Origin of the sequence: Nonomuraea thailandensis, assembly GCF_024172165.1 — a bacterium.
GTDB classification, from domain to species: Bacteria; Actinomycetota; Actinomycetes; order Streptosporangiales; family Streptosporangiaceae; genus Nonomuraea; species Nonomuraea thailandensis.
The window spans coordinates 10,755,588-10,779,119 of sequence record NZ_JAMZEB010000002.1; the positions used below are offsets into that span (position 1 = coordinate 10,755,588).

Genomic DNA, 23,532 nt, shown 5'->3' on the forward strand with positions numbered 1-23,532 from the left:
GGGGTCACCAGACGCGCTCGCCGACCTCCTGCCGTTCGAGCAGCGCGGCCAGCTCCCGCGCGTCCTCGGCGTCGAGCCCGAGGACGACGCGGGGGCGGCCCCACGGATGGTCCAGCGAGTGGGCGACGTAGCTGGCGACGGACTCCGCGCCGCCGTCGGCGCCCCGCCCCCTGCCCGCCCGCCACTGTCCCCAGGCGCGCTCGAGCTCGGCCGCCGCGCGCTGGGCACAGGACACCAGTTCCGGATCACGCATGACTGTTCCCCCGGATCAGACCGTGGCCGGACCGAATCCGGCCACCCTTAGCATGACCCTGACGAGTAAACCGCCGTGTGGCCGCGCCGCCACACGGCTTGACCCAGCCTTGGGGCATCCTTAGGCAGGTCCCGTGCTCCGTCGCACGATCAGTTCCGGGCGGACCTCGCGCATGCGCGCGACCTTGGCGGGATCCCCGATCCGGTCGCTCAGCAACGCCGCCGCCGACCTGCCCATGCTGCGGCGGGCCTGGTCGACCGAGGTCAGCGAGATGTGGTGGGAGGCCGACAGGTGCGTGTTGTCGTAGCCGACCACCGAAAGGTCCTGGGGCACGCGCAGGCCCAGCTCGCTCGCGGCCGAGAGCACGCCGAGCGCAACCACGTCATTGGCGGCGAAGATCGCCGTGGGCCTGGGGTCGCGGGTCAGCAGCGCCATCGCCGCCTCCCTGCCGCCCTCTTCGGTCGAGTCGGCGGCCTCGACCATGATGTACGGCGCCAGCGAGTGCCTGCGCATCGCCACGAGATAACCCTCGCAGCGCGACGATCGCCGGCCCTCGATGTGCGCGATCCGCTTGTGGCCGTGCTCGACCAGGTGGTCGATGGCCAGACGGGCGCCGAGCTGGTCGTCGTCGACCACGATGTCGACGCCGTCGAGCTCGATGTCACGTTCCCCCACGACGACCGTGGGCGTGTACGCGGTGGCCTCGATCAGCGTCTCGCTGGTCGGCGGGATGCCGAGCAGGACCAGCCCGTCGACCCGCAGCTCGAGGAAGGCCTCCACGGCCTCGTCCTCGAACGCCGGGTCCCACTGGCTGTTCCCGATCAGCATGCGCAGCCCGTCGCCGTGCAGACTCTCCTGCAGGCCGTCGAGGAACTCCGCGTAGAACGGGTTGTGCAGGTCGGCGACGAGTGCGCCCACCAGATGGGTGCGGCCTTCGACCAGGCTCCGCGCCACCGCGTTCGGCCGGTAGCCGAGCTCGCGGGCGGCCTGCAGCACGGCCTGGCGCCGGTGCTCGCTCACGTGCGGGGATCCGCGCAGCACGAGTGAGACCAGCGATTTCGACACGCCGGCTCGTTCGGCGACGTTACGGATGGTAGGTCTGGGCCGAGGCAGTGCGTCTACCTCTCTTAGCTCAGTGATGGTTGAAGTGTTGACGGGCGGTCCTGACATGTGTCTCCCCCGCGATGCGGATATGGGCACCTGTCTGACCAAACGATCGAGTTAGCCGCAGGGTACGGCCTTCGTTACGGATTGGCCCAAGCTCAGTGACGAAAGCCGGTTATTGACTGAAAGCTTCCACGTCAGCTATTGGGTACGGCGTCGGATACCGTACAGATGTGACACCCGGGAAGTCAGCCGAGACGGCACGGCCGGCGCGGCGCAGGCTCAGCGTGGACCGGCGTCGGGAAGAGCTCATGACGGCGGCGCTGGAGTTGTTCAGCACCCGCGACGCGGAGGACGTCTCGATCGACGACGTGGCGTCGGCGGCGGGGGCTTCGCGGGCCCTGGTCTACCACTACTTCGGCGGCAAGCAGGAGCTCTACGTGGCCGCGCTGAGGAGCGCGGCGGAGCAGCTGGAGTCCCGGCTGCGGCCCCAGGGGGGCGGCAGGCCGCTCGACGAGCTGGCCTCAGGGCTGGAGCGGTACTTCGACTTCGTCGAGGAGCACGCGGCGGGCTTCGCCGCGCTGCTGCGGGGCGGCCCGGCCAACAGGACCGGCGAGGTCGGCGAGATCGTCGACGGGGTGCGCAGGCGGCTCTTCCGCCTGATCCAGAAGCAGATGGGCGTCGAGGAGCCGAGCCCGGTGCTGCGCACGACGCTGCGGTCGTGGATCGCCTCCGTCGAGACGGCGGGCCTCGACTGGCTGGAGCATCGCGACCTCGAACGGCCGATGCTGGAGCGAATGCTGGTGCAGCACATGGTGGCGCTGCTCGGTGTCGCCGCCGCCCATGACGGCGACGTCGCCAGGCTGCTGGAGCGGCTGGCGTGAGCGGGTAACGAGGCGGGGCAGGGGAAGAGTGGCGCCGGCGCGGGCGGCGCCAACCTTCCGTCGTCTCAGCGGTGGACCGGGCCACGTGGCGACCTGGTCCACCCCCTTCAAACCCCCCTGAGGTCGGTGCCGACCTCCCGCTACTCGGAGCGCTGCTGCGGAATCCCCGCGAGCAGCGCGCGAACCTCGGTCTCCCGGTAACGCCGATGACCGCCGAGGGTACGAATCGACGTCAACTTGCCCGCCTTGGCCCACCGCGTAACGGTCTTGGGGTCGACCCTGAACATGGTCGCGACCTCAGCGGGCGTGAGCAGTGGCTCGGCCTCGGGTGTACGAGCTGACATTTGTGCGGCCTCTCCTCCGTGTGGACCGGCGTAGCGATCCTGTGACTGCCTTTGCGCGTGTCACGGATGTCCCCCTATGGCGCAGAGCGTGCGGCTTTTCTGAGCCATATGCGGCATCACCCGATGTGACCATACCGCCACGCAGAGCGATTGGCGAGCCCTTCTTTGACCCAACTGCCCGCCCCCGTGGCCATGTCACGCTCGGTGATTCTAGCGACACGGTTCGTGGTATCGCAGTGAAAACGGCAAACTACTCAGTTCGCAGAAGAGAGCAGCCGCGAGACGTGACCTACTCATGCAGGTCAGACACCCGTATTGGGGCTCAGTTGGCAGATTCCAGCAGTTGCATTGACTTCCACCGCAGGATGACCCTCTGGTACATGGCGTAGGCAAGTTCTTCTTGACCCGTGTCCAGGCCCGTCAGGGCCGCCGAAAGCTCCGCGACGGACTGGTCGGCCTGCAGCGCGTCGTCGTCCATGAGGTGGACGAGCCCGCCGTAGTCGAGCTCCACCAGCGAGTGGGGGTGGAACTCCTCCAGCCACCTGGCGACGTCCTCCACGTCGAAGTTGGCCGCGACGTCGCCCAGGTGCCTGCGCAGCACGCTGAGCGCCCGCGCCGTGCGCCTCCTGGCCTGGGCCATGGAGGTGACGTAGATCAGGTTACGCCCGGTAGTGGTGGTCACGTCCTGTCCCGGATTGGCGGAGCCGAGCACCAGCCAGCGCTCGTTCCCATCAAACGGCACGAACCACGATGGCGGCACGTGCCACGCCGTGGTGCGGATGTGGGTGCGCAACGCGTCGGAACCGGCCTGCCGCTTGTAACGGTCGAAGTCGTCGGCCGTCTGCTCGGCGATCGCCTTGGGCACCAGATGGTCCATCAGTTTCACGGGAGTAGTGCCACGAAGCCGTGAGAACGCCAGCCACGAGCGCAAACGGGTTTGCCAGGGGCAGACATAGAGCCGGTCCTCAACGCGCCGGAGATAGGCATTGGGGCTCTCCTGGGCGGGAACGGGTTGAGGGGGCATGCCGAGCAGGCGCATGACGGACTCGCCGTGCTCCGCATTGAGCGCGTTCGCGCGTCGCGGTCGGTCACGTGAGTCGGCATAGTCGGCCCACACCTTGCGCTCGGACTCGGCGAACGCGGTCAGTGGCTCATAGACACGGAGGTAGGCGGCATAGGGCAGCACGGAGGCATCGTGTCACGAAGCGAACCTGCGTGCACCGTCGAGGCTTACTACTCTGTGAAGCGATCTCCGCCGCGACGGCGCGGCGGACCGGACAGGGAGTCACTACCGTGACCGACGTCTTCGGAGCGTCTCACAAAGACGTTCACGAGCAGGTCGTCTTCTGCGCTGACGAGCAGAGCGGCCTGCGTGCCATCATCGCCATCCACAACACGGCGCTGGGCCCGGCCCTGGGTGGCACGAGGTTCTATCCCTACGAGAGCGAGTCCGCGGCCCTGGCCGACGTGCTCAACCTGGCCAAGGGCATGGCGTACAAGAACGCGCTGGCCGGCCTCGACCTGGGCGGGGGCAAGGCCGTGATCATCGGCGACCCGGCCCGCGACAAGAGCGAGGCGCTGCTTCGCGCGTACGGCAGGTTCGTCCAGTCGCTCGGCGGGCGCTACATCACCGCCTGCGACGTGGGCACCTACAGCGAGGACATGGACATCGTGGCCCGCGAGTCGCGCTTCGTGACGGGCCGCACGCTGGCCCACGGCGGGGCGGGAGACTCCTCGATCCTCACGGCGTTCGGCGTGTTCCAGGGCATGCGGGCCTCGGCCGAGCGCGTCTACGGCACGCCTTCCCTGCACGGCAGGCGCGTGGGCGTCGAGGGGGTCGGCAAGGTGGGCCACCGCCTGGTCGAGCTCCTGCGCGAGGACGGCGCCGAGGTCGTGGTCTGCGACGTGGACCCCAGGGCGGTCGAGCGGGTGCGGCTGCGGCACCCGGAGGCGGACGTGGTCGCCGACGCGCGCACGCTGATGGCCTCCGACATCGACGTCTTCGCCCCGTGTGCGCTGGGCGGGGCGCTCGACGACGACTCGGTGGCTACGCTGCGCGCGAAAATCGTCTGCGGCGCGGCCAACAACCAGCTCGCCCACGCCGGCGTGGAGAAGCAGCTCGCCGATCGCGGCATCCTGTACGCGCCCGACTATGTCGTCAATTCCGGCGGGGTGATCCAGGTCGCCGATGAGATCGAGGGCTTCGTCATGGAACGGGCCAGGTCGAAGGCTGCCCAGATCTACGACACGACTCTGAAGATCTTCGGAATCGCGGCCGATGAGGGCGTTCCACCCGCGGTCGCAGCAGATAGGCTGGCCGAGCGCAGAATGTCGGAAGTCGGGCGTATTCGGTCCATTTGGCTAGGCCGCTGACGCCCCGCGCCCATACGGCGTACCGAGCTGGGCACAAAACAGGTACGGTAATAGGCGAACGATAGGCTGACGCCCGTAGTCAGGCGGCGTCAGTGTGTGGTGCGTTAGCGACGAGGGGTCGGGGACGACCCCACACGAGGGGGTCGAGCCAATGGGGCGCGGCCGAGCAAAGGCCAAGCAGGTCAAGGTTGCTCGCCAGCTGAAGTACAACAGCGGTGGCACGGATCTTGACCGTCTTCGCGACGAACTCGGGGTCGGAGACTCCAGCCGCAATGACGACGCCGACGACCTCAACGATGAGCTGGCGGATCGCTATGCCGATTACGCCGATGACTATGGCGCCGGAGACGACGACGACGGCCGTACGTCCGGCCGTCGATAGCCGTTCTCCTGAGTGATGTGATCGAGGGCCCGGCGGCGCAGGTGCCGGGATCCTCGCTCACGTTCGTCGGGCCCCACGGGCAACCGTGGGGCTTTCGTCACGTGTGCCGGAAATCAGGGCGCATCCTTGGTGATGCGTCCCTTTCCGTGTGTGCCGGGCCAGGCGTTCCGCACGCCTGACCCGTCCGCGGTGCCTCAGCGGTAGCGGGCCTGCCCGCTGCCCGGCACGACCTCGCCCATCACCCAGGCGTCGAGGCCGCGACCGGCCAGCAGCCGGACGGCCGCGTCCGCCGCGTCGGCGGGCAGCACGGCCGCCATGCCGACGCCCAGGTTGAAGGTGCGGTCCAGGTCGCGCTGCGCGATCTTCCCGTAGGACGACAGCACGCCGAAGATCGCCGGAGGCGTCCACGACGAGCGGTCCAGCAGCGCGTCGAGGTGCGCCGGCAGCGAACGCGAGAGGTTGCTCTCGACCCCGCCGCCGGTGATGTGCGCGTAGGCGTGCACCTCGACCGCCCTGGCCAGCTCCAGGCAGTGCAGCGAGTAGATGCGCGTCGGCTCCAGCAGCTCCTCGCCCAGCGGCCGGCCCAGCTCGGGCAGCACGGTGTCGAGGGACAGGGAGCTCTCCCGCAGCACGTGGCGGACCAGCGAGTAGCCGTTGGAGTGCACCCCCGAGGAGGCCATCCCCAGCACCACGTCACCGGCGGCCACCCGCTCGGGCCCGAGCATGGCGGACGCCTCCACCACGCCGGTGCCCGCCCCGGCCAGGTCGTACTCGTCGGGGCCCATCGCGCCGGGGTGCTCGGCCGTCTCGCCGCCCACCAGGGCGGCCCCGGCCAGGCGGCAGCCCTCGGCCACGCCGCCGACGATCTCGGCGATGCGCTCGGGCACCACCTTCCCGCAGGCGACGTAGTCGGTCATGAACAGCGGCTCGGCCCCGCAGACCACCAGGTCGTCGAGGACCATGCCGACCAGGTCGATGCCGATCGTGTCGTGCTTGCCGTACTGCTGGGCGATCATGACCTTGGTGCCCACGCCGTCGGTGGAGGTCGCCAGCAGCGGGCGCCGGTACTTCAGCAGCGCCGAGGCGTCGAACAGGCCGGCGAAGCCGCTGGCGTCGTCGACCACCTCGGGCCGCCGCGAGCGCGCCACCTTGTCCTTCATCAACGCGACGGCACGCTCGCCCGCCTCGATGTCCACCCCGGCGGCCTCATAGGTGCTCACACGGCCTCCTTCGGAGGCAGTGTGAGCACTGTACTGCTGCGTTTGATGGTTCGTTCGCTACGCTCTCTCACGCTTTGCTCTCCAACACGAACTTGCCCACGTTGTCCTGGTCGATCGGGATCGGGTACTCGCCGGTGAAGCAGGCCCGGCAGAGCCGGTCGGCCGGGATCGTGGTGGCCTCGGTCAGGCCCTCCAGCGAGATGTAGCCGAGGGAGTCGGCCCCCAGCGAGGCGCGGATCTCCTCGACCGACAGCGAGCCCGCGATCAGCTCCGCCCTGGTGGCGAAGTCGATGCCGTAGAAGCACGGCCACTTCACGGGCGGGGAGGAGATGCGGACGTGCACCTCGCGCGCCCCCGCCTCGCGCAACATCTTGACGATGGCCCGCTGGGTGTTGCCGCGCACGATCGAGTCGTCCACGACCACCAGGCGCTTGCCCTCCACGACCTCGCGCAGCGGGTTGAGCTTGAGCCTGATGCCGAGCTGGCGGATGGTCTGCGAGGGCTGGATGAACGTGCGGCCGACGTAGGAGTTCTTCACCAGGCCCTGGCCGTATGGGATGCCGCTCTCCTGGGCGTAGCCCACGGCGGCGGGCGTGCCCGACTCCGGCGTGGGGATGACCAGGTCGGCCTCCACCGGGTGCTCACGGGCCAGCACGCGGCCGACCTCGACCCGGGTGACCTGGACGCCGCGCCCGGCGATGGTGGTGTCGGGGCGGGCGAGGTAGACGTACTCGAACAGGCAGCCCTTCGGCTCCGGCAGCGCGAAGCGGCGGGACCTGACGCCCTGCTCGTCGATCGTGAGCAGCTCGCCGGGCTCGACCTCGCGCACGAACGTGGCGCCCACGATGTCGAGCGCCGCCGTCTCGGAGGCCACCACCCAGCCGCGCTCCAGGCGGCCCAGGACCAGCGGGCGGATGCCCTGCGGGTCGCGGGCCGCATAGAGCGTCTTCTCGTCCATGAACACCAGCGTGTAGGCGCCCTTGACCTGCGGGAGCAGCTCCGCGGCGGCGTCCTCGACCGAGCGGCTGCGGTCCTGCGCGAGCAGCGTGGTGAGGACCTCGGTGTCGGTGGTCGCGCGGATGGAGCCGGGCGCCAGGCGCTGGGCCAGCTCCGGGGTGTTGATCAGGTTGCCGTTGTGGGCCAGCGCCAGGCCGCCCACCTCGGTGGAGCTCAGCGTGGGCTGAGCGTTCTCCCACACGCTGGACCCGGTCGTGGAGTAGCGGCAGTGGCCGATGGCCAGGTGACCGCGCAGGGTGCTGAGCACCGACTCGTCGAAGACCTGGGCGACCAGCCCCATGTCCTTGTAGACGAGAATGCGGCTGCCTTCGCTGACCGCGATGCCCGCGGACTCCTGGCCGCGGTGCTGCAACGCGTACAGCCCGTAGTAGGTGAGTTTGGAAACTTCCTCGCCCGGAGCCCAGACGCCGAAGACACCGCAGGCGTCTTTAGGAGCGCGGTCGTGGGGGTCCAGATCATGGCCGAGCCGGCCGTCGCCCTTCAGCACATGCCTCAGTTTAGGTCGGCCACTTCCGTGCTCGCACACCCGGGTGTGAGATCAGATGGCGTGGGCTGACCTGCCCGCATTCGAACCGTCTCGGATGATCTCTCCCGTGAGGTTGTGGTTGGCCGCCGAGCCGAGGAAGACGATCAGCGCCGCCATGTCGTCGGCGGTGGAGAGCCTGCGGGTGGGCGTGCGGGCCGCGAGCCGGTCGAGGACGTCCTGCGGGAACGGGCGCACGCCGGTGACCGTGAGGCCCGCGACGGCCACGTTCACCAGGATGCCGTCCCGGCCCGCCTCCCAGGCCAGGGCCCTGGCCATGCCGTGCAGGGCCATCTTCGCGGTGCCGTACGGGCCGGGGCCCGGCACGCCCTCCTCGCCGATGCCGGAGGAGACCAGCACGATCCGTCCCCACCGCCTGCGCCGCATCTCCGGCAGCACCGCCTGGACGAGCAGGGCGTTGCCGACCACGTTGGCGTGCATCGTCGCGGACCACTCGGCGGCCGGGACGTCCTCGAACGCCACGCTGCCCGGCTGGACGTTCCCCCAGCGGACGGCGTTGGCGACGAGCGCGTCCACCGGGCCCGCCTGCGCGACCGCCGGCGCGATGGTGGCATGGTCCTCCAGGTCGAGACGGACGGCCGCACCCCGGACGCCGGCCTCCTCGACGCGCGCGACGACCTCGGCGGCGCGGTCGGCGCCCGTGTTGTAGGTGATGGTGACGTCCGCGCCGGTTCTGGCGTACGCGAGCGCGGTGGCGGCGCCGATGCCGGACGAGCCGCCGGTGATGAGCACGTGCATGGTCCACTCCTTGAATTAGCCGACTAATTAGCCAGCTAACTGTGCGCCGCGCCGGCGTGCAAGGGCGTTTCGCTAGCAGTGAAAATCGGGCGTGGCGCGCAGGAACCGGGCCAGCAGCTCACGCTCCTCGGCCGTGAAGCCGCGCTGGAGGTCCTCGTCCAGCTGCTTCCAGATGCCCTCCACCGGCTCGCGCAGGGCCTTGCCCGTGTCGGTGAGGTACACCCGGCCGACCCGGGGACGGTCGGGGTCGGGGGCGCGGTAGACGATGCCCCCGCGCTCCAGGCGCTGGAGGGTCTTGGTGACGGTCGGCGGCTCGACGCCCAGCCTGGCGATCAGCTCGCCCTGCGTCAGGCCGTCCTCCCGCCACAGCTGGTTGAGCAGCAGCTCCTGGCCCACGTGCAGGCCGAGCGGCACCAGCGCGGCGGCGAGCTGGTTGCGGTGGGCCTTCATGAGCTTGATGAGCGCGTACGTCAGGGTCTCGTCCAGCATGCACTCATCTTGCCTCCCGCCTGGTGCTTTGGCGCATGGTGACCCAACGATGAGCGGCCTCTTACCGTGTCGCGTGGTTTAGCCGACGGCTTCCGCGAAAGGGTGAAGTATCCGGCATGCAGACCCTCGGGAGACGCAGACGTGACCACACCTGAGGACCCGAACGAGCCCCGCGAAGGGCAGCGCCCGCGGGAGGGCCAGCCAGACAGCACGCCCGCCCAGCACGAGCCCGAGTGGTGGAGCGAGGGCACGCTGCCGGAGGACGAGCGGCCGCCCAGGCAGGGCGCGGCTCCGGACGTCACGCCCGGGCAGGGGCCGGCTCCGGGCACCGCGCCCGAGGAGGAGCCGGGGATCGTGCCGGGACGCGGGCCGGGGGAGGAGGAGCCGATCTCGCCGGTTCCGCCGGTGGTGCCCCGCCCCGACGTGCCGCCGACGCACGAGCCCAGGCCGGCCGGTGAGCCGTCCCACCCCGACCTGCCCACCTCGCCCGAGACGCCGGAGCCCACGGGCGGCGACGCCGAGGCGACCCAGGTGTACCCGATCCCCGGCGCCACCCCGTCCTATCCGGGCTGGGGCGAAACGCCGCAGGAGGAGCGGCCCGCCAGGCAGGAGCCCTCGCGCTACGACCAGGGCGACCGGCCGCAGCAGCAGCCGTACTTCGCACCACCCGAGGCGGGCGCCCCGTCCGGGGAGAGCGCGTCTCCCCGGCAGAGCACCTCGTCGGGGGAGGGCGCGTCCCGCTGGGAGAGCACCCCGTCGGGAGGGGGCGCGTCCCGCTGGGAGAGCACCCCGTCCGGGGAGGGCCCGGCGCCTTGGGAGAACACGCCGCCCGGAGGGATCCCTGTCCCCCCAGGAGGCGCGCAGGGCGGTCAGGAGGGGACGCCGCCCGAGGGCGGCACGCCGGACCAGGGGCACGCCGTCCCGCCCGGGCAGGAGCCCGATCCGACGGTGCCGGGCACGTCGCCCTCCAGCCCGTACGGCGGCCCGCCCGGCTACCCGCCGCCCCCGCCCCCAGGAGCCCCCTACGGCTCCCAGCCGGGCCAGCCGGGCCAGTACGGCCAGCCCGGGCAGTACGGTCAGTACGGTCAGTACGGCCAGTACGGCCAGTACGGGCAGTACGAGCAGGCCAAGCCGGGCAGCGGCCTGGCCACGGCCTCGCTCGTCCTCGGCGTGGCCAGCCCCTTCCTGGTGTTCGTCTGCTTCACCGGCCTGATCACCGCGATCCTGTCGATCGTCTTCGGCTGGGTGGCGCTGGCGAAGCGCGCGGGCAAGGGCCGCGCCGTCGCCGGCATCGTGATCAGCGTCCTGTCGCTGATCCTGTTCGCGATCGTGGCCATCTGGTTCTGGAACGTGGTCCAGGAGTGCGCCCATCTGCCCGGCCAGCTCGCCGACCGGTGCTTCGAGGACAAGTTCCCCTGGATGAGCGGCACCCGCTAAAGCGGCAAATATCCGGATAGGTCGGCTCGGGCGCCGCTGGCCGACACGGCGCCTTCCGCCATGGCCTCGTCCCACGTCATCCGCCCGAGCGCGAGCCGGATCCAGGTCCGCCCGTCCATCTCGACCACGTTCGGCGGCGTGCCCCGGGTGTGCCGGGGTCCCTCGATGGCCTGGACGGCGGCGTACGGCGGCACGCGCACCTCGACGGTCCGCCCGGGCGCCGTGCTCGCCAGCCTGTCGAGCAGGTGGCGCACCGCCATCCTGGCCGCGTCGCGCTCGGGCTGGAGCCCGCGCTCGTAGGCCGCCAGCACGGCGGCCACGAGCGCGTCGGCCAGTGTGGAGGCGGGCCCGTCGTAGGAGGGCTCGTCCAGAGCGACGAGCTGGCCGTCGAGGGCCGCTCTCAGCTTCTCCTGATCCATCTTGCGTGGTGGCACCCTGCCATTCTCTCCCGGGAAGCGTTCATCGAGACGGAGGTCATCGTTCACCTCCGGTTTCGACGGCGAACGTAGCCTCCCGGCGGTACAACCGCGCACATATATGGAGGACCTGTGGCGAACCCCAACGCGGGGCCGCGGCTGCTGCCGCTGCTTTCCACCCCGCACAAAGGTGGCCGTTCCGCGTTGACCTGTCAGTTCCGCTGCGGCAACGCGTGCGCGCATGACGTGGCCAACACCGCCGACAACGCCTATTTCGGCGACGTGGTGAAGGAGGCGCTGTCCCGGCGCGGCGTGCTGCGCGCGGGCGCGCTCGGCGCGGTCGTGGTGGGCGCCGGCGTGGCGGGCGCCGTGCCGGCCCTGGCCGACGAGCCCGAGGCGGAGGCCGCCAGGCACGGCTGGAACGGCGGCGGCGGCAACAGCGACATCCGCTTCACCGCCGTGCAGCCGAACACCGATGACGCCCTGACCATCCCGGAAGGCTACAAGTCCTCCGTGGTCGTGCGCTGGGGCGACCCGGTGCTGCCCGACGCGCCGGCGTTCGACTTCGAGAACCAGACCGCCGACGCCCAGAACAAGCAGTTCGGCTACAACTGTGACTTCGTGACGGTCTTCCCGATGGGCCGGGACCGCGCGCTGATGTGGGTCAACCACGAGTACACCGACGAGAGCCTGATGTTCCGCGGCTACACCGGTGGCGCGGCGGCGACCGAGGATCAGATCAGGATCGGGCTGGCCGCGCACGGCGGCTCGGTCGTGGAGATCGAGCGGGCCGGCGACACCGGTGAGTGGAAGCTGGTCACCAGGGGCCGCCGCCGCTACAACCGCCGCATCACCGCTCAGACGAAGATGCGGTTCAGCGGCCCCGCCGCCGGCAGCGATCTGCTGAAGACGGCCGCCGACCCGAAGGGCACCACGCCCATCGGCATGCTGAACAACTGCGCGGGCGGCACCACCCCGTGGGGCACGGTGCTGACCGCCGAGGAGAACTTCAACCAGTACTTCATCAACGGCGACAAGGTGCCCGAGGCGCAGAAGCCGTACATCACCCGCTACTCGATCACGACCGGCACCCCCTCCTCCAGCCGCCGGTTCGACCGTGTCGAGGAGCGCTTCGACCTGGCCAAGCACCCGAACGAGGTCAACAGGTTCGGGTGGATCGTGGAGATCGACCCGTTCGACCCCGACTCGACGCCGATCAAGCGCACCGCGCTCGGCCGCTTCGCCCACGAGGCCGCCACCACGACGCTGGCCCGCGACGGCCGCCTGGTCGTCTACATGGGTGACGACTCGCGCTTCGAGTACATCTACAAGTTCGTCTCCAAGGACCGCTACATCCCCGGCTTCGACCGCCACAACCGGGAGCTGCTGGACGAGGGCACCCTGTACGTGGCCAAGTTCACCGGCGACAGCCCGGCCGCCGAGCTCGACGGCTCCGGCAAGCTGCCCTCCGACGGCCAGTTCGACGGCTACGGCGAGTGGAAGCCGCTGGTCTCGGGCGACAGGTCGTTCGTGGACGGCATGACCGCCCAGGAGGTCCTGGTCTACACCCGTTCGGCCGCCGACAAGGTGGAGGGCGGCGCGACGAAGATGGACCGCCCCGAGGACGTGGAGCGCAACCCGGTCACCGGCGGCGTCTACGTGGCCCTGACCAACAACTCCAACCGCACCGCGGCCCAGGTGGACGAGGCCAACCCGCGCCCGTCCAACAAGCACGGCCACGTGCTGGAGATCGCGGAGCGGCGCAACGACGCGGGCGAGAAGACGTTCGCCTGGTCGCTCCCGCTGGTCTGCGGCGACCCGAACGACCCCACCACCTACTTCGCCGGCTTCGACAAGACCAAGGTCTCGCCGATCTCCTGCCCGGACAACGTGACGTTCGACAAGGACGGCAACCTCTGGATCTCCACGGACGGCAACGCCCTGGAGAAGAACGACGGCCTGTTCGTGATGCCGGTCAGGGGCAAGGAGCGCGGCTACGTGCGCCAGTTCCTCACCGTGCCGGTCGGCGCCGAGACCTGCGGCCCGCTCGTCTCCGACGACCAGCGCAGCGTCTTCGTGGCGGTGCAGCACCCGGGTGAGACGGACGACGCCAGCCCGGAGACCCCGAGCAGCCACTGGCCCGACGGCGGCAGCAGCCAGCCCCGCCCGTCGGTGGCCGTGGTCTGGCACGGCAGGGGCAAGAAGATCGGGGCTTGACCTCAACTTAACTTGAGGGCCTAGCGTCCATGCCATGAGCATGGAAGTGACCGCCTGGCATCAGCTGTACTCGATGAACAACCGGCCCGAGCGTCGCTCTGTATCCAGGGCGACGCTCAGGCGTATCGGCGCCTTCGCGCGCCCGCACCGTCGCAGGCTGACGCTGTTCCTGCTGCTCAGCGTGGTGATGGCGGGCCTGGCGGTGGGGGCGCCGCTGCTGGCGGGGCGGGTGGTGGACGCCATCTTCGCCGGCGAGCCGCTCGGCGTGGTCGTCACGGTGGCGCTGGCCATCGCGGGGCTGGCGATCGCGGAGGCGGGGCTGGGCCTGGTGAACCGGTGGTTGTCGGCGGGCCTGGGCGAGGACCTGATCCTCGACCTGCGTACGGCCGTCTTCGACCACGTGCAGCGCATGCCGATCGCGTTCTTCATGCGCACCCGCACCGGCGCGCTGGTCAGCCGGCTCAACAACGACGTGATCGGCGCCCAGCGCGCCTTCACCGACACGCTGTCCGGCGTGGTGGGCAACGTCGTGACGCTCCTGCTGACGCTCGTCGCGATGATCAGCATCTCCTGGCAGATCACGCTGCTGGCGCTCCTGCTCCTGCCCGTGTTCGTGCTGCCGGCCCGGCGGATGGGCACCAGGATCGCGCGGCTGCGGCGGGAGGCGGCCGACCACAACGCGGCCATGGGCACCCAGATGACCGAGCGGTTCTCCGCGCCGGGCGCGACGCTGGTCAAGCTGTTCGGCCGGCCCGCCCACGAGTCGGCCGAGTTCGCGCGCAGGGCCCGCCGCGTGCGCGACATCGGGGTGCGCTCGGCCATGACCCAGTCGGCCTTCGTCACCGCGCTGACGCTGGTCTCGGCGCTGGCGCTGGCCCTGGTGTACGGCCTCGGCGGCTTCTACGCCCTGGCCGGCCAGCTCGCCCCCGGCGCGCTGGTGGCCATGGCCATGCTGCTGACCCGCCTGTACGCACCCCTGACGGCCCTGGCCAGCGCCCGCGTGGACGTGATGAGCGCGGTCGTCAGCTTCGAGCGCGTCTTCGAGGTGCTCGACCTGGAGCCGCTCATCCAGGACAAGCCGGACGCCCGGCAGGTGCCGGAGGGGCCGGTCCCGGTGGAGTTCGACGACGTGCGCTTCGCCTATCCCGCGGCCGACAAGGTCTCGCTGGCCTCGCTGGAGGAGGTCGCCACGCTCGACACGCGCGGGGGCGTCGAGGTGCTGCACGGCGTCTCGTTCCGGGCCGAGCCCGGGCAGATGGTGGCGCTGGTCGGCTCGTCCGGCGCGGGCAAGTCCACGATCGCGCAGCTCCTGCCCAGGCTGTACGACGTCGACTCCGGCGCCGTACGGCTCGGCGGCGTGGACGTCCGGGACCTGAGCGCCGACTCGATCCGCGACACGCTCGGCATGGTCACCCAGGACGGTCACCTCTTCCACGACACGATCCGCGCCAACCTGCTGCTGGCCAGGCCGGAGGCGGGCGAGGAGGAGATCTGGGACGCGCTCGGCCGCGCCCGCCTGGCCACGCTCATCAGGTCGCTGCCCGACGGGCTCGACACCGTCATCGGCGAGCGCGGCTACCGGCTGTCGGGCGGCGAGCGCCAGCGCCTGACGATCGCCCGCCTCCTGCTGGCCAGGCCCCGGGTGGTGATCCTGGACGAGGCCACCGCGGCGCTCGACTCCACCTCGGAGGCGGCGGTGCAGGCGGCGCTGGGCGAGGCCCTGGAGGGCAGGACGGCCGTGGTGATCGCGCACCGGCTGTCCACCGTCCGCGCCGCCGACCTGATCCTGGTGATCGAGGACGGCCGGGTGGCCGAGCGCGGCACGCACGCCGAACTGCTGGCCGCCGGGGGCCGCTACGAGGAGCTGTACCGCACTCAGTTCGAGGACCCGACGGCCTCCGGGGTCGCCGCGGCCTGAGGCTCGCCGGGCGGAGCCGGCCGGGGGCGCAGCGAGTAGAGCGCGACCGGGATGGACGCCAGCACCACGACCGCGGCGACGACCAGCGTGAACCGGTACCCGTCGAGGAAGGCGGGCAGCGGCGGCAGGCCGCTCGCGTTCTGCCTGGCGGTCAGCAGCGCTCCCAGCACGGTGATGCCGAGCAGGCCGAAGACCTCGCGGAAGACGTTGAGCACGCCCGAGGCGACGCCTGAGCGCTCCTTGGGCATGCCGCTCACGACGGCGGAGGTCAGGGGGACGAGCAGGCCGCCGCCGAGGCCGTACAGGATGAACCAGGGCGCCACGTCCGCGAAGTCGCCGTCGGCGCCGACGCGGGAGATGAGGTAGATCGCGGTCCCCATCAGCGCCATCCCGAGCGCGACCGTGCGGCCGATGCCGAGCCGCGCGCTGACCTGCTGCGACAGGATCGCCATCACGCCCATGACCAGCGCCATCGGCACGAAGGAGATGCCTGCCTGCGTGGGGGTGAAGCCGAGCACGTTCTGCAGCCACAAGGCGCTGAAGAAGTAGATCCCGAAGACGCCGAACGACCAGATGCCGCTGGTCAGCACCCCGCCGGTGAAGACGCGCGACCTGAACAGGGAGATCGCGATCATCGGCTCGGCCGCCCGCGCCTCCACCGCGACGAACCCCGCCGCCGCGGCCGCGAACACGCCGAACGCGGCCAGGATCGGGGCCGAGGCCCAGCCCAGGGTCTCGCCCTCGATGAGCGCGAACGTCAGCGCGAACAGGGCCAGCGCCGACAGGCCCAGGCCCGGCAGGTCGAGGCTGTGGCGCACCCGCGTGACGGCGGGCCGCACGGCCCACAGCGCGAGCCCGGCCGTGACCGCCCCGATCGGCACGTTGATCAGGTAGATCCAGCCCCAGTGCAGGTTCTCGCTGATGAGGCCGCCCAGGGTGGGCCCGAGAGCCATGGACAGCGCCCCCGAGGCGCTCCAGATGCCCACCGCCCGGCCGCGCTCCGCGGGGTCGGGGAAGATCTGGCTGATCAGCGACAGCGTGGTGGGCGTCAGCAGCGCGGCGCCGACGCCCTGCACGGCCCGCGCGGCGATCAGCGTCCCGCCGGAGGTGGCCAGCCCGGCCGCGAGCGAGGCCAGTGTGAAGACGGCCAGCCCGCCGAGGAAGACCCTGCGGGCGCCCAGCACGTCCGCGAGCCGCCCGCCGGCCAGCATGAGGCCGGCGAAGACCAGGATGTACGAGCTCACGATCCACTCCAGCCCGGAGATCGTCAGCCCCAGGTCCCGCTGGATCGTCGGCAACGCGACATTTCCCACGTTGTTATCCAGATACGTCATGAACGTGCCCAGGGTCACGGCGACCAACGCCCACCATCGCATCGCTGCTCCTCCTCCTAAACAGCGTACTTGTACGTCGTATAATGGAACTTGTACGGCGTATAGTTGTCAACCGTGATGGGAAAACTGACCGCCCAGGGCATCGCGGAGCGGGCCCTGGAGATCGGTGACACCGAGGGCCTCGACGCCGTGACCATCCGCCGCCTGGCCACGGATCTCGGCGTGACCCCGATGGCGCTCTACTGGCACTACAAGAACAAGGAACAGCTGATCGTCGGCATGGCCGACCACCTCATCGGCGGCTTCGCGCCCGAGCCCGCCGACGAGCGCCCCTGGCAGGCCCGGCTCCGCGCGCTGACCGAGGGCCTGATCAGGACGCTGCGCGTCCACCCCTGCGCCAAGGACGTGCTGGAGCAGATCGACCCGGTCGCGGTGCCGAGCTTCCTGGCCGTGTGGGACCAGGCACTCGGCCTGGCCAGGCAGGCCGGGTTCGGCGTGGAGGAGAGCTGCCTGATCACCAAGTACCTGCTGCAGAGCGCCATCGCCATCGCCGACGCCCCGGTCCACGGCGCGGCCGAGCCCGACCGGGCCGAACGTGTCAGGCTCAAGCGGGTCGGGCTGCAGTCGTTGCCCACGGACAGGTACCCGCACCTGGTGGAGATGGCCGGGCCGCTGGTGGAGGGCACGGACCCGGCGCTGTACGACACCTTTGGGGTCGACCTCGTGCTGAGCGGCATAGAGGCGCTCGCGGCCAGACGTTAGAGTCCAGATCATGCCCTTCGAGCTGATCTGCGAGATCGAACCGCCCACCAAGCCCGATCTGAAGCACGTACGGCACCAGATCGGCACCCTGAGCAAGATCGCCCACGCGTTCCTCATCCCCGACAACCACATCGGCCGCGCGACCGTCTCCAGCGTGGCCGTGGTGCACGAGGTCGAGGCGATGGGCGGGCGCGGCATCGCCTGCCTCAACTCGCGCGACCGCAACCTGCTCGGCTTCCGCCGCGACCTGCTGACGGCCGCGGCGTACGGGGTGGACCAGTTCCTCTTCGTCTACGGCGACAAGCCCACGAGCGGCAACCGGACGAGCGACCTGAACGTGCGCTCGATGATCGAGGAGGCGCGCAGGTTCTCGCCGGACCTCCGCGTGGGGGCCGCCGCGGGGCTGCGCCCGCTGCCCGCGTGGAAGCGCACGGCCGACTTCCTGTTCTCGCAGGTCAGCTTCTCGGTGGAGGACCAGCTCCGGTGGCGTGAGCAGCACCCGGTCGACGTGCCCGTCTACGCCGGCGTCATGGTCCTGGCCAGCGAGCGGCACGCGCGCACCCTGGCCGCGGCGATCCCGGACATCGCCCTGCCGGAGGAGCTGATCGCGAGGGTGGCGGCCGACCGCATGGCGGGCGTGGAGGCCGCCTGCGAGCAGGTCCTCGCGCTGCGCGACACCGGCGCCTTCGCCGGCGTTCACCTCGTCCCGGTCGCCCGCTACCGCGACGTCGAGTCCCGGCTGGCCGCCGCCCTCTGAGGCCGCGCCAGGGCCGCCAGCACCGCGCCCAGCAGCGCCACCCCGAACAGCACCGCGTACGCGAGCCGGAACCCGTCCATGAGCTGCCCCACCGCCACCGGTGACAAGGTGGACAGGGTTCCGGCGTACACCTGGGCCCGCACGTCCGGCCCCACGGAGGCGGTCAGCACGCTGAGCGACAGGCCGACGCTGATCACGATGCCGACGTTCATCACCATCACGCGGAACCCGTTGACCACGCCCAGGCTGCCGACCGGCAGCGCCCGCATGACCTGCGTGGTGTTGCCCGTGAGGAACGTTCCGCTGCCGCAGCCCGCCACGAACAGGCCGATCCCGATCACCCAGTACGGCGTCGCCGGATCGGCCGTCAGCATCAGCGTGCCGAGCCCGGCCGCGCTCAGCACCGCCCCGCCGATCGACAGCGCGTACGGCGACACCCGCCGCCCCAGCATGCCCACGATCGGCGAGGCCAGCCCGATCCCGATCGGCACGGGCAGCACGCTCAGCCCCGCCGTGAAGGCGTCCACGCCCCGGGCGGCCTGGAAGTACAGCGCCACCACCAGGATCAGCGCCGAGCGGGCCAGCGCGTTGCAGAACGAGGCCAGGTTCGCGTAGGCCAGCAGCCGCCCGCCGAACAGCCGCAGGTCCAGGACCGGGTTCGGAGCGCGCCGCTCGGCCAGCACGATCAGCGGCAGCAGCACCACGAACACGCCCGCGCCGATCAGCACCACGGGGCTGGACAGCCCGCTCGACCCCGCCGTGGACAGCGCCAGCAGCAGCGCCGACAGCGCCGCGAACACCAGCACGTTGCCCAGCGCGTCCACCGGCTCCTTCGGCTGCCTGGGCATCTTGCGTAAGATCGCCGCCCCCACGCCGAGCGCGAGCAGCCCGGCCGGCACGTTCACCCAGAAGATCCACTGCCAGCCGGCCGCCTCGGCGATCAGGCCGCCGAGCGTCGGGCCGGCGAGCTGGGCCACCGACAGCGTGCCGATGTAGACGCCCATGCCCTGGCTGAGCCGGTCGGGCGGGAAGGCGTCGGTGATGATCACGGTGCCGTTCGCGAGGATCATCGCGGCGCCGATCGCCTGAAGGACGCGCATCGCGATCAGGAACCACACGTCCGGTGACAGCCCGGCCAGCAGCGAGGCCACCGTGAACAGCGCGAACCCCGCGAGATACACCTCACGCCTGCCGAGCAGGTCGGCCACCCGGCCGAACAGCACCAGGCTCGCCGTGTTGACCAGCAGGAACGACAGCAGGATCCAGCCCGACTCCAGCGCGTCGGCCCGGAAGTGCCGCACGACCGTCGGCAGCGCCACGTTCAGCGTGCTGCCGGCGATGCCGATGAGCACGAGGCCCAGGCTGGTGACCGCGCACACCTGCCAGGCGTAACGCAGGCGGGTGTCGTCTTGGGGGGTTACCGCGACCATGCCCTCCACTATGACGTACGGCGTACGTCCGGTTTCTCCCCAGGGGTCACCTTGCTCGCTTGCGCAACCCTTCGAGATCGTGGATCACCACGCGCCGCCTGCCCGTCTCGATCAGGCCCCGGTCGCGCAGGGTGCGCAGCGCCTTGCTGACGGCCTCACGGGAGGCGCCGGTCCATCCGGCCAGCTCGTCCTGCGACAGGGGCAGCGCCACGCGCACGCCGCTGTTGGTCTTCTCGCCGTACCGCTCGGCCAGCTCCAGCAGCCGCGTCGCCACCCTTCCCGTGGTGTCGAACGCGCCGTACTCGATGCGCTTGCGGTCGGAGTCGCGCAGCTTGTTGCTGATGAGCTGCATGAGCAGGACGGCGATGCGGCCGTGGCTCTCCAGGAAGCCGGTGAAGTCACGCACCACCAGACCGGCGATCGGCTCCAGCGCGGTCACGGTGGTCGAGCGGGGTGAGCCGTCGATGGCCGACAGCTCGCCGAGCAGCGCGCCGGGCCCGCGCACGGCCAGCACCACCTCGGTGCCGCCGCTCGTGTGGGAGGAGCACTTGACCCTGCCCTCCATCAGCACGAGCACCCAGTCGGACGTGTCGCCCTCGGTCATGATGGTCGTGCCCCGGTCCCAGCGCCGCAGCCGACCGGCCGAGCGCAGGGCCTCGACCTCCTCGGCCGTGAGCATGGTGAGGAACTCTCCGGGCTCTGAATCCATGCGCCCGATTATGTCGGTACCTGCACCGTCCTACTATGCCAATTCCGTCAGAACGTAGGCCGTAACGAGCTCATCCTTGCCCTTGAGGTTGAGCGGCCCCAGCGGGTTCACCTTCGCGCCCTCGCCCAGTTGCCCGTACGTCGTCTCGCCGATCACCACCGTGCCCGGCTCGGCCAGGGCCTGGAGCCTGGCGGCCACGTTCACGGCGTCGCCCATGGCGTTGAAGCCGCGCAGCTCCGGGCTGCCGATGTTGCCGACCAGGGCGGGCCCGGTGTTGACGCCCACCCGGAACGTCGGCCACTCGACCGTGTCGACCTTCCAGGCCATCTCCTCGGCGATCTCGGCGGCGGCCTGCTGCATCTGCAGCGCCGCCTTGCAGGCCTGCCGCGCGTGCCCGTCCTGCGAGGCGGGAGCGTTGAACAGGGCCAGCAGCGCGTCTCCGACGAACTGCACGATCGTGCCGCCGTTGTTCAGGATGCAGGGGACGGCGGCCGTGTGGTAGCGGTTCAGCATCTCGACGATCTCGCCGGGCGTCACCTTCTCCGAGAACGTGGTGAAGCCCTTGAGGTCGGCGAACAGCGCCGTCAGCTCCTTGAGCTGGCCGCCCAGCTCCGCCTGCGCGGGGTCGGCGAGCAGGGCGTGCGCCACGTCCGGCGACATGTACTGGTGGAAGAGCGTGTGCAGCTCCTGGTAGAGCCGGGCGTTCTCCAGCGAGATCGACAACTGCCCCGCCAGCGTCGCGGCCAGCGCCTCGTCCTGGTTGGTCCGCCCGACCGGCACCTCCAGCACGCCCGCCAGGTTGCCCTTGACGGTCAGCGGGAAGGCCAGGAGCTGGTCGCGCCTGATCGGGTTGCCGTCGGTGAACGCGTAGTCGCGCGAGCCGATCTGCGTCCGGCCCTCCGAGACCAGGGCGATCTTGACGTCCCCGTACGCCTGCCGCACCCGCTCCAGCGACACCGTCAGCAGCTCGTTCTCCGGCAGCCCGACCTTGGTCTGCGCGCTCACCGCCACCAGCGCGGCCAGCCGCTCCGACAGCTCCCGCTCGTTGGCCAGCGCCTCGCCCGCCCGGTCGAGCACCGCGGCCTGGCCCTCGTTGAGCCGGAACTTGCCCGACAGCCGGGTCGCGGCCAGCGGCTCGCCCCGGCGTACGTGCTCGACCAGCTCCTCCAGCGCCTCGTCGTAGTCACGCTGGATGCGCCGCACGGTCGCCGACAGCGCCACCGAGTCGAACAGCCCCGCGCTCGACCCCTCGCGCCTGAACTGCAGGTAGGCGCTGTAGGCGACGAAGACGAAGGCCAGGGTGAGCAGAAGGTGCCACTCCCACCAGGACAGGTGCCAGTTGAGCTGCGACATTCCCGCGATCATCGACTCGGCCAGCAGCGCGTACGCGGTGATCAGGCTGATCAGCATGGCCGCCGGCCGCCGCTTGTGCAGCAGGAACATCATCACGCTCGCCGCCACGTACAGCAGCAGGCCGGGCACCGACGCCCACACCAGCCAGTCCATCGGCGAGACCATCGGCGGCTCGCTGAGCGGCGTCAGGCCCGGGACCAGCGAAACGACGCCCCAGAGCACCATGAACCCGATCAGCGCTCCGCGGATGAAGTGCTGCGACCCGAGCACGGCCTTGGCGGCCCGCTCCCGCAGCGGCAGCGCCGAGGCGAACGCGAACGCCGAGGCGATCGTGAGCCCCACCTGCTGGCCGAGGTCGAACCCGATGGAGCCGGTCGGCAGGATGACCTTCGGCGTGGCCAGGCCGTGCAGGAAGAAGAACCCGGCACTGCTCAGGAAGACCATGGAGACCAGGAACAGCCGCGCGTCCTGCCGGCGCCTGGAGGACTCGCTGATGAGCACGCCGAGCACCACGTTGACGCCGGCGACCAGGATGATCAGCCAGAAGTGGCTCGCGTTGTGCTGCCAGAAGACGTTGATGTGCGGCTGGGCCAGCAGGAGCCAGAGGCCGAGCAGGGGCAGGATCAGGTGGATGGCCCACACCACGCCGCGTACGGGCTGGGTGGCCGGGGGAAGGTAGGGCGTGGGACCGCGCGTTGGCACAGACCGATTATCCACGGGCGATCGGTCTCGCCAACGCGTCCTTTTACTCACCCGAGTCGGAGACAATCCGTCAATCCGGTCAGTAACGCTCCGTTTCGTGATGTATACGTTATGTAGTTTGCGTCATCCCTTGGAACGTTCGAAGCGTGAATCTCATGCACCACTTGGGCATCACTCGTTCCTTGGAAGGAAAGCCGTGGCTATCAAGGTTCGCGGCGGGCGCACGATCACGCTCGCCGCTGTCGGGGCGCTGGCCGCCTCGCTCCTCACCGTGGGTGGCGTCGCCACCGCCTCGTCCGCCGGCTCCGAGGTGCACGCCTGCGTGCACAAGAAGACGCGGTACGCCCGCATCGTCAACCCGACGACGAAGTGCAGGAAGACGGAGGAGCGGATCCTGATCGGCGGCTCCTCCACCTCCACGACCACCGTCCAGCAGGGCGAGCAGGGCCGCCAGGGCGAGCGCGGCCCGGCCGGCCCCCAGGGCAAGCAGGGCGTCCAGGGCCCGGCCGGGCCTGTGGGGCCGCAGGGCAAGCAGGGCGTCGCGGGCCCCCAGGGCCCCAAGGGCGAGCAGGGCGAGCCGGGCAAGACCGGCGCCACCGGCCCCCAGGGCGAGCCCGGCAAGACCGGCGCGACCGGCCCCCAGGGCCCGCAGGGGCCGAAGGGCGACGACGGCAAGAACGGCCTGCCGGGCAAGGACGGCCAGACCGGCCCCCGCGGCCCCCAGGGCCCGAAGGGCGACACCGGCGCGCGCGGCCCGCAGGGGCCGAAGGGCGACCCCGGCACCGGCGCCGCCTACACGACCTACGTCAACAAGGAGTTCGTCAACGGGACCGGCACCGAGACCGTGAGCTGCGGCACCGGCGTGGTGACGGGCGGCGGCTTCTCGTTCAGCACGTTCAAGAACGCGGCCGTCACCAGCAGCGCGCCCTCGGGCGCCTCCAGCTGGACGGTCACCGTGGTCAAGGACGACAACGGCGGCGGCAACGACTACGACAGGCAGGCCGCCGCCCCGACGGCCACGCCCACGAACACACCGGCCGAGAAGGACGCGCAGACCTACGGCCACGGCGGCGGCAACAACGGCGCCAGCGTCAGCGGTCACATCTACGTCGTCTGCCTGAAGAAGGCGTGAGCGAGAGGGCCGGCACG

Annotated in this window: 22 protein-coding genes; 9 read left to right on the forward strand and 13 right to left on the reverse strand. The window is 70.7% G+C overall.

Annotated elements, in window-relative coordinates; genetic code table 11:
* Positions 1-4: 4 nt before the first annotated feature.
* Positions 5-253 carry a hypothetical protein gene (locus tag HD597_RS53990; RefSeq protein WP_253755782.1) on the reverse strand — a complete coding sequence of 83 codons (249 nt, stop codon included), beginning with the start codon at positions 251-253 and terminating at the stop codon, positions 5-7.
* Positions 254-373: 120 nt separating this feature from the next.
* Positions 374-1,423 (reverse strand): LacI family DNA-binding transcriptional regulator, encoded by a 1,050-nt coding sequence (locus HD597_RS53995; RefSeq protein ID WP_276083264.1) that lies wholly within the window; start codon positions 1,421-1,423, stop codon positions 374-376.
* A gap of 167 nt (positions 1,424-1,590) precedes the next feature.
* Between HD597_RS53995 and HD597_RS54000 the strand changes: the two genes are divergently transcribed.
* Entirely contained in the window at positions 1,591-2,241 is a 651-nt protein-coding gene (locus HD597_RS54000) for a TetR/AcrR family transcriptional regulator (protein ID WP_253755786.1), read from the forward strand.
* A gap of 140 nt (positions 2,242-2,381) precedes the next feature.
* Here the strand turns inward: HD597_RS54000 and bldC are convergent, their stop codons facing one another.
* Both bldC and HD597_RS54010 read right to left on the reverse strand, forming a co-directional pair.
* A complete protein-coding gene (gene bldC / locus HD597_RS54005; protein ID WP_013133571.1) occupies positions 2,382-2,585 on the reverse strand; it encodes a developmental transcriptional regulator BldC in 204 nt (67 codons plus the stop codon).
* A gap of 322 nt (positions 2,586-2,907) precedes the next feature.
* Entirely contained in the window at positions 2,908-3,771 is an 864-nt protein-coding gene (locus HD597_RS54010; RefSeq protein WP_253755787.1) for a DUF8083 family protein, read from the reverse strand.
* A gap of 107 nt (positions 3,772-3,878) precedes the next feature.
* On the opposite strand from HD597_RS54010, the gene HD597_RS66285 reads away from it, so the two are divergent.
* Positions 3,879-4,958: a Leu/Phe/Val dehydrogenase gene (locus tag HD597_RS66285; protein ID WP_253755789.1), complete on the forward strand. Its 1,080-nt coding sequence runs from the start codon at positions 3,879-3,881 to the stop codon at positions 4,956-4,958.
* 151 nt (positions 4,959-5,109) lie between these two features.
* Entirely contained in the window at positions 5,110-5,340 is a 231-nt protein-coding gene (locus HD597_RS54020) for a DUF3073 domain-containing protein (RefSeq protein ID WP_080047438.1), read from the forward strand.
* Positions 5,341-5,534: 194 nt separating this feature from the next.
* Here the strand turns inward: HD597_RS54020 and purM are convergent, their stop codons facing one another.
* From purM to HD597_RS54040, 4 genes are all read right to left on the reverse strand, one after another.
* Positions 5,535-6,560 (reverse strand): phosphoribosylformylglycinamidine cyclo-ligase, encoded by a 1,026-nt coding sequence (gene purM / locus HD597_RS54025; RefSeq protein WP_308210893.1) that lies wholly within the window; start codon positions 6,558-6,560, stop codon positions 5,535-5,537.
* 67 nt (positions 6,561-6,627) lie between these two features.
* The gene (gene purF, locus HD597_RS54030) at positions 6,628-8,064 is read right to left on the reverse strand and encodes an amidophosphoribosyltransferase (RefSeq protein ID WP_253755791.1); all 1,437 of its coding nucleotides are present in this window, start codon (positions 8,062-8,064) and stop codon (positions 6,628-6,630) included.
* Positions 8,065-8,115: 51 nt separating this feature from the next.
* A complete protein-coding gene (locus HD597_RS54035; protein WP_253755793.1) occupies positions 8,116-8,859 on the reverse strand; it encodes an SDR family NAD(P)-dependent oxidoreductase in 744 nt (247 codons plus the stop codon).
* A 72-nt stretch (positions 8,860-8,931) separates the two neighbouring features.
* Positions 8,932-9,348, reverse strand: coding sequence for a MarR family winged helix-turn-helix transcriptional regulator (locus HD597_RS54040; protein ID WP_253755795.1), 417 nt, complete (start codon positions 9,346-9,348; stop codon positions 8,932-8,934).
* Between the two features lie 141 nt (positions 9,349-9,489).
* On the opposite strand from HD597_RS54040, the gene HD597_RS54045 reads away from it, so the two are divergent.
* The gene (locus tag HD597_RS54045; RefSeq protein WP_253755797.1) at positions 9,490-10,785 is read left to right on the forward strand and encodes a hypothetical protein; all 1,296 of its coding nucleotides are present in this window, start codon (positions 9,490-9,492) and stop codon (positions 10,783-10,785) included.
* On the opposite strand, the gene HD597_RS54050 is transcribed toward HD597_RS54045, so the two are convergent.
* Positions 10,782-11,219 carry a sterol carrier family protein gene (locus HD597_RS54050; protein ID WP_253755799.1) on the reverse strand — a complete coding sequence of 146 codons (438 nt, stop codon included), beginning with the start codon at positions 11,217-11,219 and terminating at the stop codon, positions 10,782-10,784. The genes HD597_RS54045 and HD597_RS54050 overlap by 4 nt on opposite strands.
* Positions 11,220-11,333: 114 nt before the next feature.
* Between HD597_RS54050 and HD597_RS54055 the strand changes: the two genes are divergently transcribed.
* Positions 11,334-13,418, forward strand: coding sequence for a PhoX family protein (locus HD597_RS54055; RefSeq protein WP_345694348.1), 2,085 nt, complete (start codon positions 11,334-11,336; stop codon positions 13,416-13,418).
* A 34-nt stretch (positions 13,419-13,452) separates the two neighbouring features.
* A complete protein-coding gene (locus HD597_RS54060; protein WP_253755803.1) occupies positions 13,453-15,336 on the forward strand; it encodes an ABC transporter ATP-binding protein in 1,884 nt (627 codons plus the stop codon).
* Here HD597_RS54060 and HD597_RS54065 read toward each other — a convergent pair.
* Entirely contained in the window at positions 15,294-16,712 is a 1,419-nt protein-coding gene (locus tag HD597_RS54065; protein ID WP_253755805.1) for a DHA2 family efflux MFS transporter permease subunit, read from the reverse strand. The genes HD597_RS54060 and HD597_RS54065 overlap by 43 nt on opposite strands.
* 75 nt (positions 16,713-16,787) lie before the next feature.
* Here HD597_RS54065 and HD597_RS54070 point away from each other — a divergent pair, with 75 nt between their 5' ends.
* Together HD597_RS54070 and HD597_RS54075 are read left to right on the forward strand one after the other, a co-directional pair.
* Positions 16,788-17,432 carry a TetR/AcrR family transcriptional regulator gene (locus tag HD597_RS54070; protein WP_253759865.1) on the forward strand — a complete coding sequence of 215 codons (645 nt, stop codon included), beginning with the start codon at positions 16,788-16,790 and terminating at the stop codon, positions 17,430-17,432.
* Positions 17,433-17,442: 10 nt separating this feature from the next.
* Positions 17,443-18,189, forward strand: a complete 747-nt coding sequence (locus HD597_RS54075) for a methylenetetrahydrofolate reductase (protein WP_253755807.1) — start codon at positions 17,443-17,445, stop codon at positions 18,187-18,189.
* Here the strand turns inward: HD597_RS54075 and HD597_RS54080 are convergent.
* Genes HD597_RS54080 through HD597_RS66290 form a run of 3 tightly spaced genes read right to left on the reverse strand, consistent with a single transcriptional unit; the run spans position 18,150 to position 22,383 of the window.
* Entirely contained in the window at positions 18,150-19,619 is a 1,470-nt protein-coding gene (locus HD597_RS54080; RefSeq protein ID WP_253755809.1) for an MFS transporter, read from the reverse strand. The genes HD597_RS54075 and HD597_RS54080 overlap by 40 nt on opposite strands.
* Positions 19,620-19,665: 46 nt before the next feature.
* On the reverse strand, positions 19,666-20,328 hold the full coding sequence (locus tag HD597_RS54085) for a Crp/Fnr family transcriptional regulator (RefSeq protein ID WP_253755811.1): 663 nt from the start codon (positions 20,326-20,328) through the stop codon (positions 19,666-19,668).
* Between the two features lie 33 nt (positions 20,329-20,361).
* Positions 20,362-22,383 carry an adenylate/guanylate cyclase domain-containing protein gene (locus HD597_RS66290; protein WP_253755813.1) on the reverse strand — a complete coding sequence of 674 codons (2,022 nt, stop codon included), beginning with the start codon at positions 22,381-22,383 and terminating at the stop codon, positions 20,362-20,364.
* Between the two features lie 196 nt (positions 22,384-22,579).
* Between HD597_RS66290 and HD597_RS65415 the strand changes: the two genes are divergently transcribed.
* Positions 22,580-23,515, forward strand: a complete 936-nt coding sequence (locus HD597_RS65415; RefSeq protein ID WP_276083265.1) for a collagen-like domain-containing protein — start codon at positions 22,580-22,582, stop codon at positions 23,513-23,515.
* Positions 23,516-23,532 lie beyond the last annotated feature (17 nt).

What these genes read in the sequence shown, in the direction of transcription:
- HD597_RS53990 (WP_253755782.1), bottom strand. Translation starts at nt 253, where the DNA reads ATGCGTGATCCGGAACTGGTGTCCTGTGCCCAGCGCGCGGCGGCCGAG.
- HD597_RS53995 (WP_276083264.1), bottom strand. Translation starts at nt 1,423, where the DNA reads ATGTCAGGACCGCCCGTCAACACTTCAACCATCACTGAGCTAAGAGAG.
- bldC (WP_013133571.1), bottom strand. Translation starts at nt 2,585, where the DNA reads ATGTCAGCTCGTACACCCGAGGCCGAGCCACTGCTCACGCCCGCTGAG.
- HD597_RS54020 (WP_080047438.1), top strand. Translation starts at nt 5,110, where the DNA reads ATGGGGCGCGGCCGAGCAAAGGCCAAGCAGGTCAAGGTTGCTCGCCAG.
- HD597_RS54035 (WP_253755793.1), bottom strand. Translation starts at nt 8,859, where the DNA reads ATGCACGTGCTCATCACCGGCGGCTCGTCCGGCATCGGCGCCGCCACC.
- HD597_RS54040 (WP_253755795.1), bottom strand. Translation starts at nt 9,348, where the DNA reads ATGCTGGACGAGACCCTGACGTACGCGCTCATCAAGCTCATGAAGGCC.
- HD597_RS54060 (WP_253755803.1), top strand. Translation starts at nt 13,453, where the DNA reads ATGAGCATGGAAGTGACCGCCTGGCATCAGCTGTACTCGATGAACAAC.
- HD597_RS54065 (WP_253755805.1), bottom strand. Translation starts at nt 16,712, where the DNA reads ATGCGATGGTGGGCGTTGGTCGCCGTGACCCTGGGCACGTTCATGACG.
- HD597_RS54070 (WP_253759865.1), top strand. Translation starts at nt 16,788, where the DNA reads ATGGGAAAACTGACCGCCCAGGGCATCGCGGAGCGGGCCCTGGAGATC.
- HD597_RS54075 (WP_253755807.1), top strand. Translation starts at nt 17,443, where the DNA reads ATGCCCTTCGAGCTGATCTGCGAGATCGAACCGCCCACCAAGCCCGAT.
- HD597_RS54080 (WP_253755809.1), bottom strand. Translation starts at nt 19,619, where the DNA reads ATGGTCGCGGTAACCCCCCAAGACGACACCCGCCTGCGTTACGCCTGG.
- HD597_RS54085 (WP_253755811.1), bottom strand. Translation starts at nt 20,328, where the DNA reads ATGGATTCAGAGCCCGGAGAGTTCCTCACCATGCTCACGGCCGAGGAG.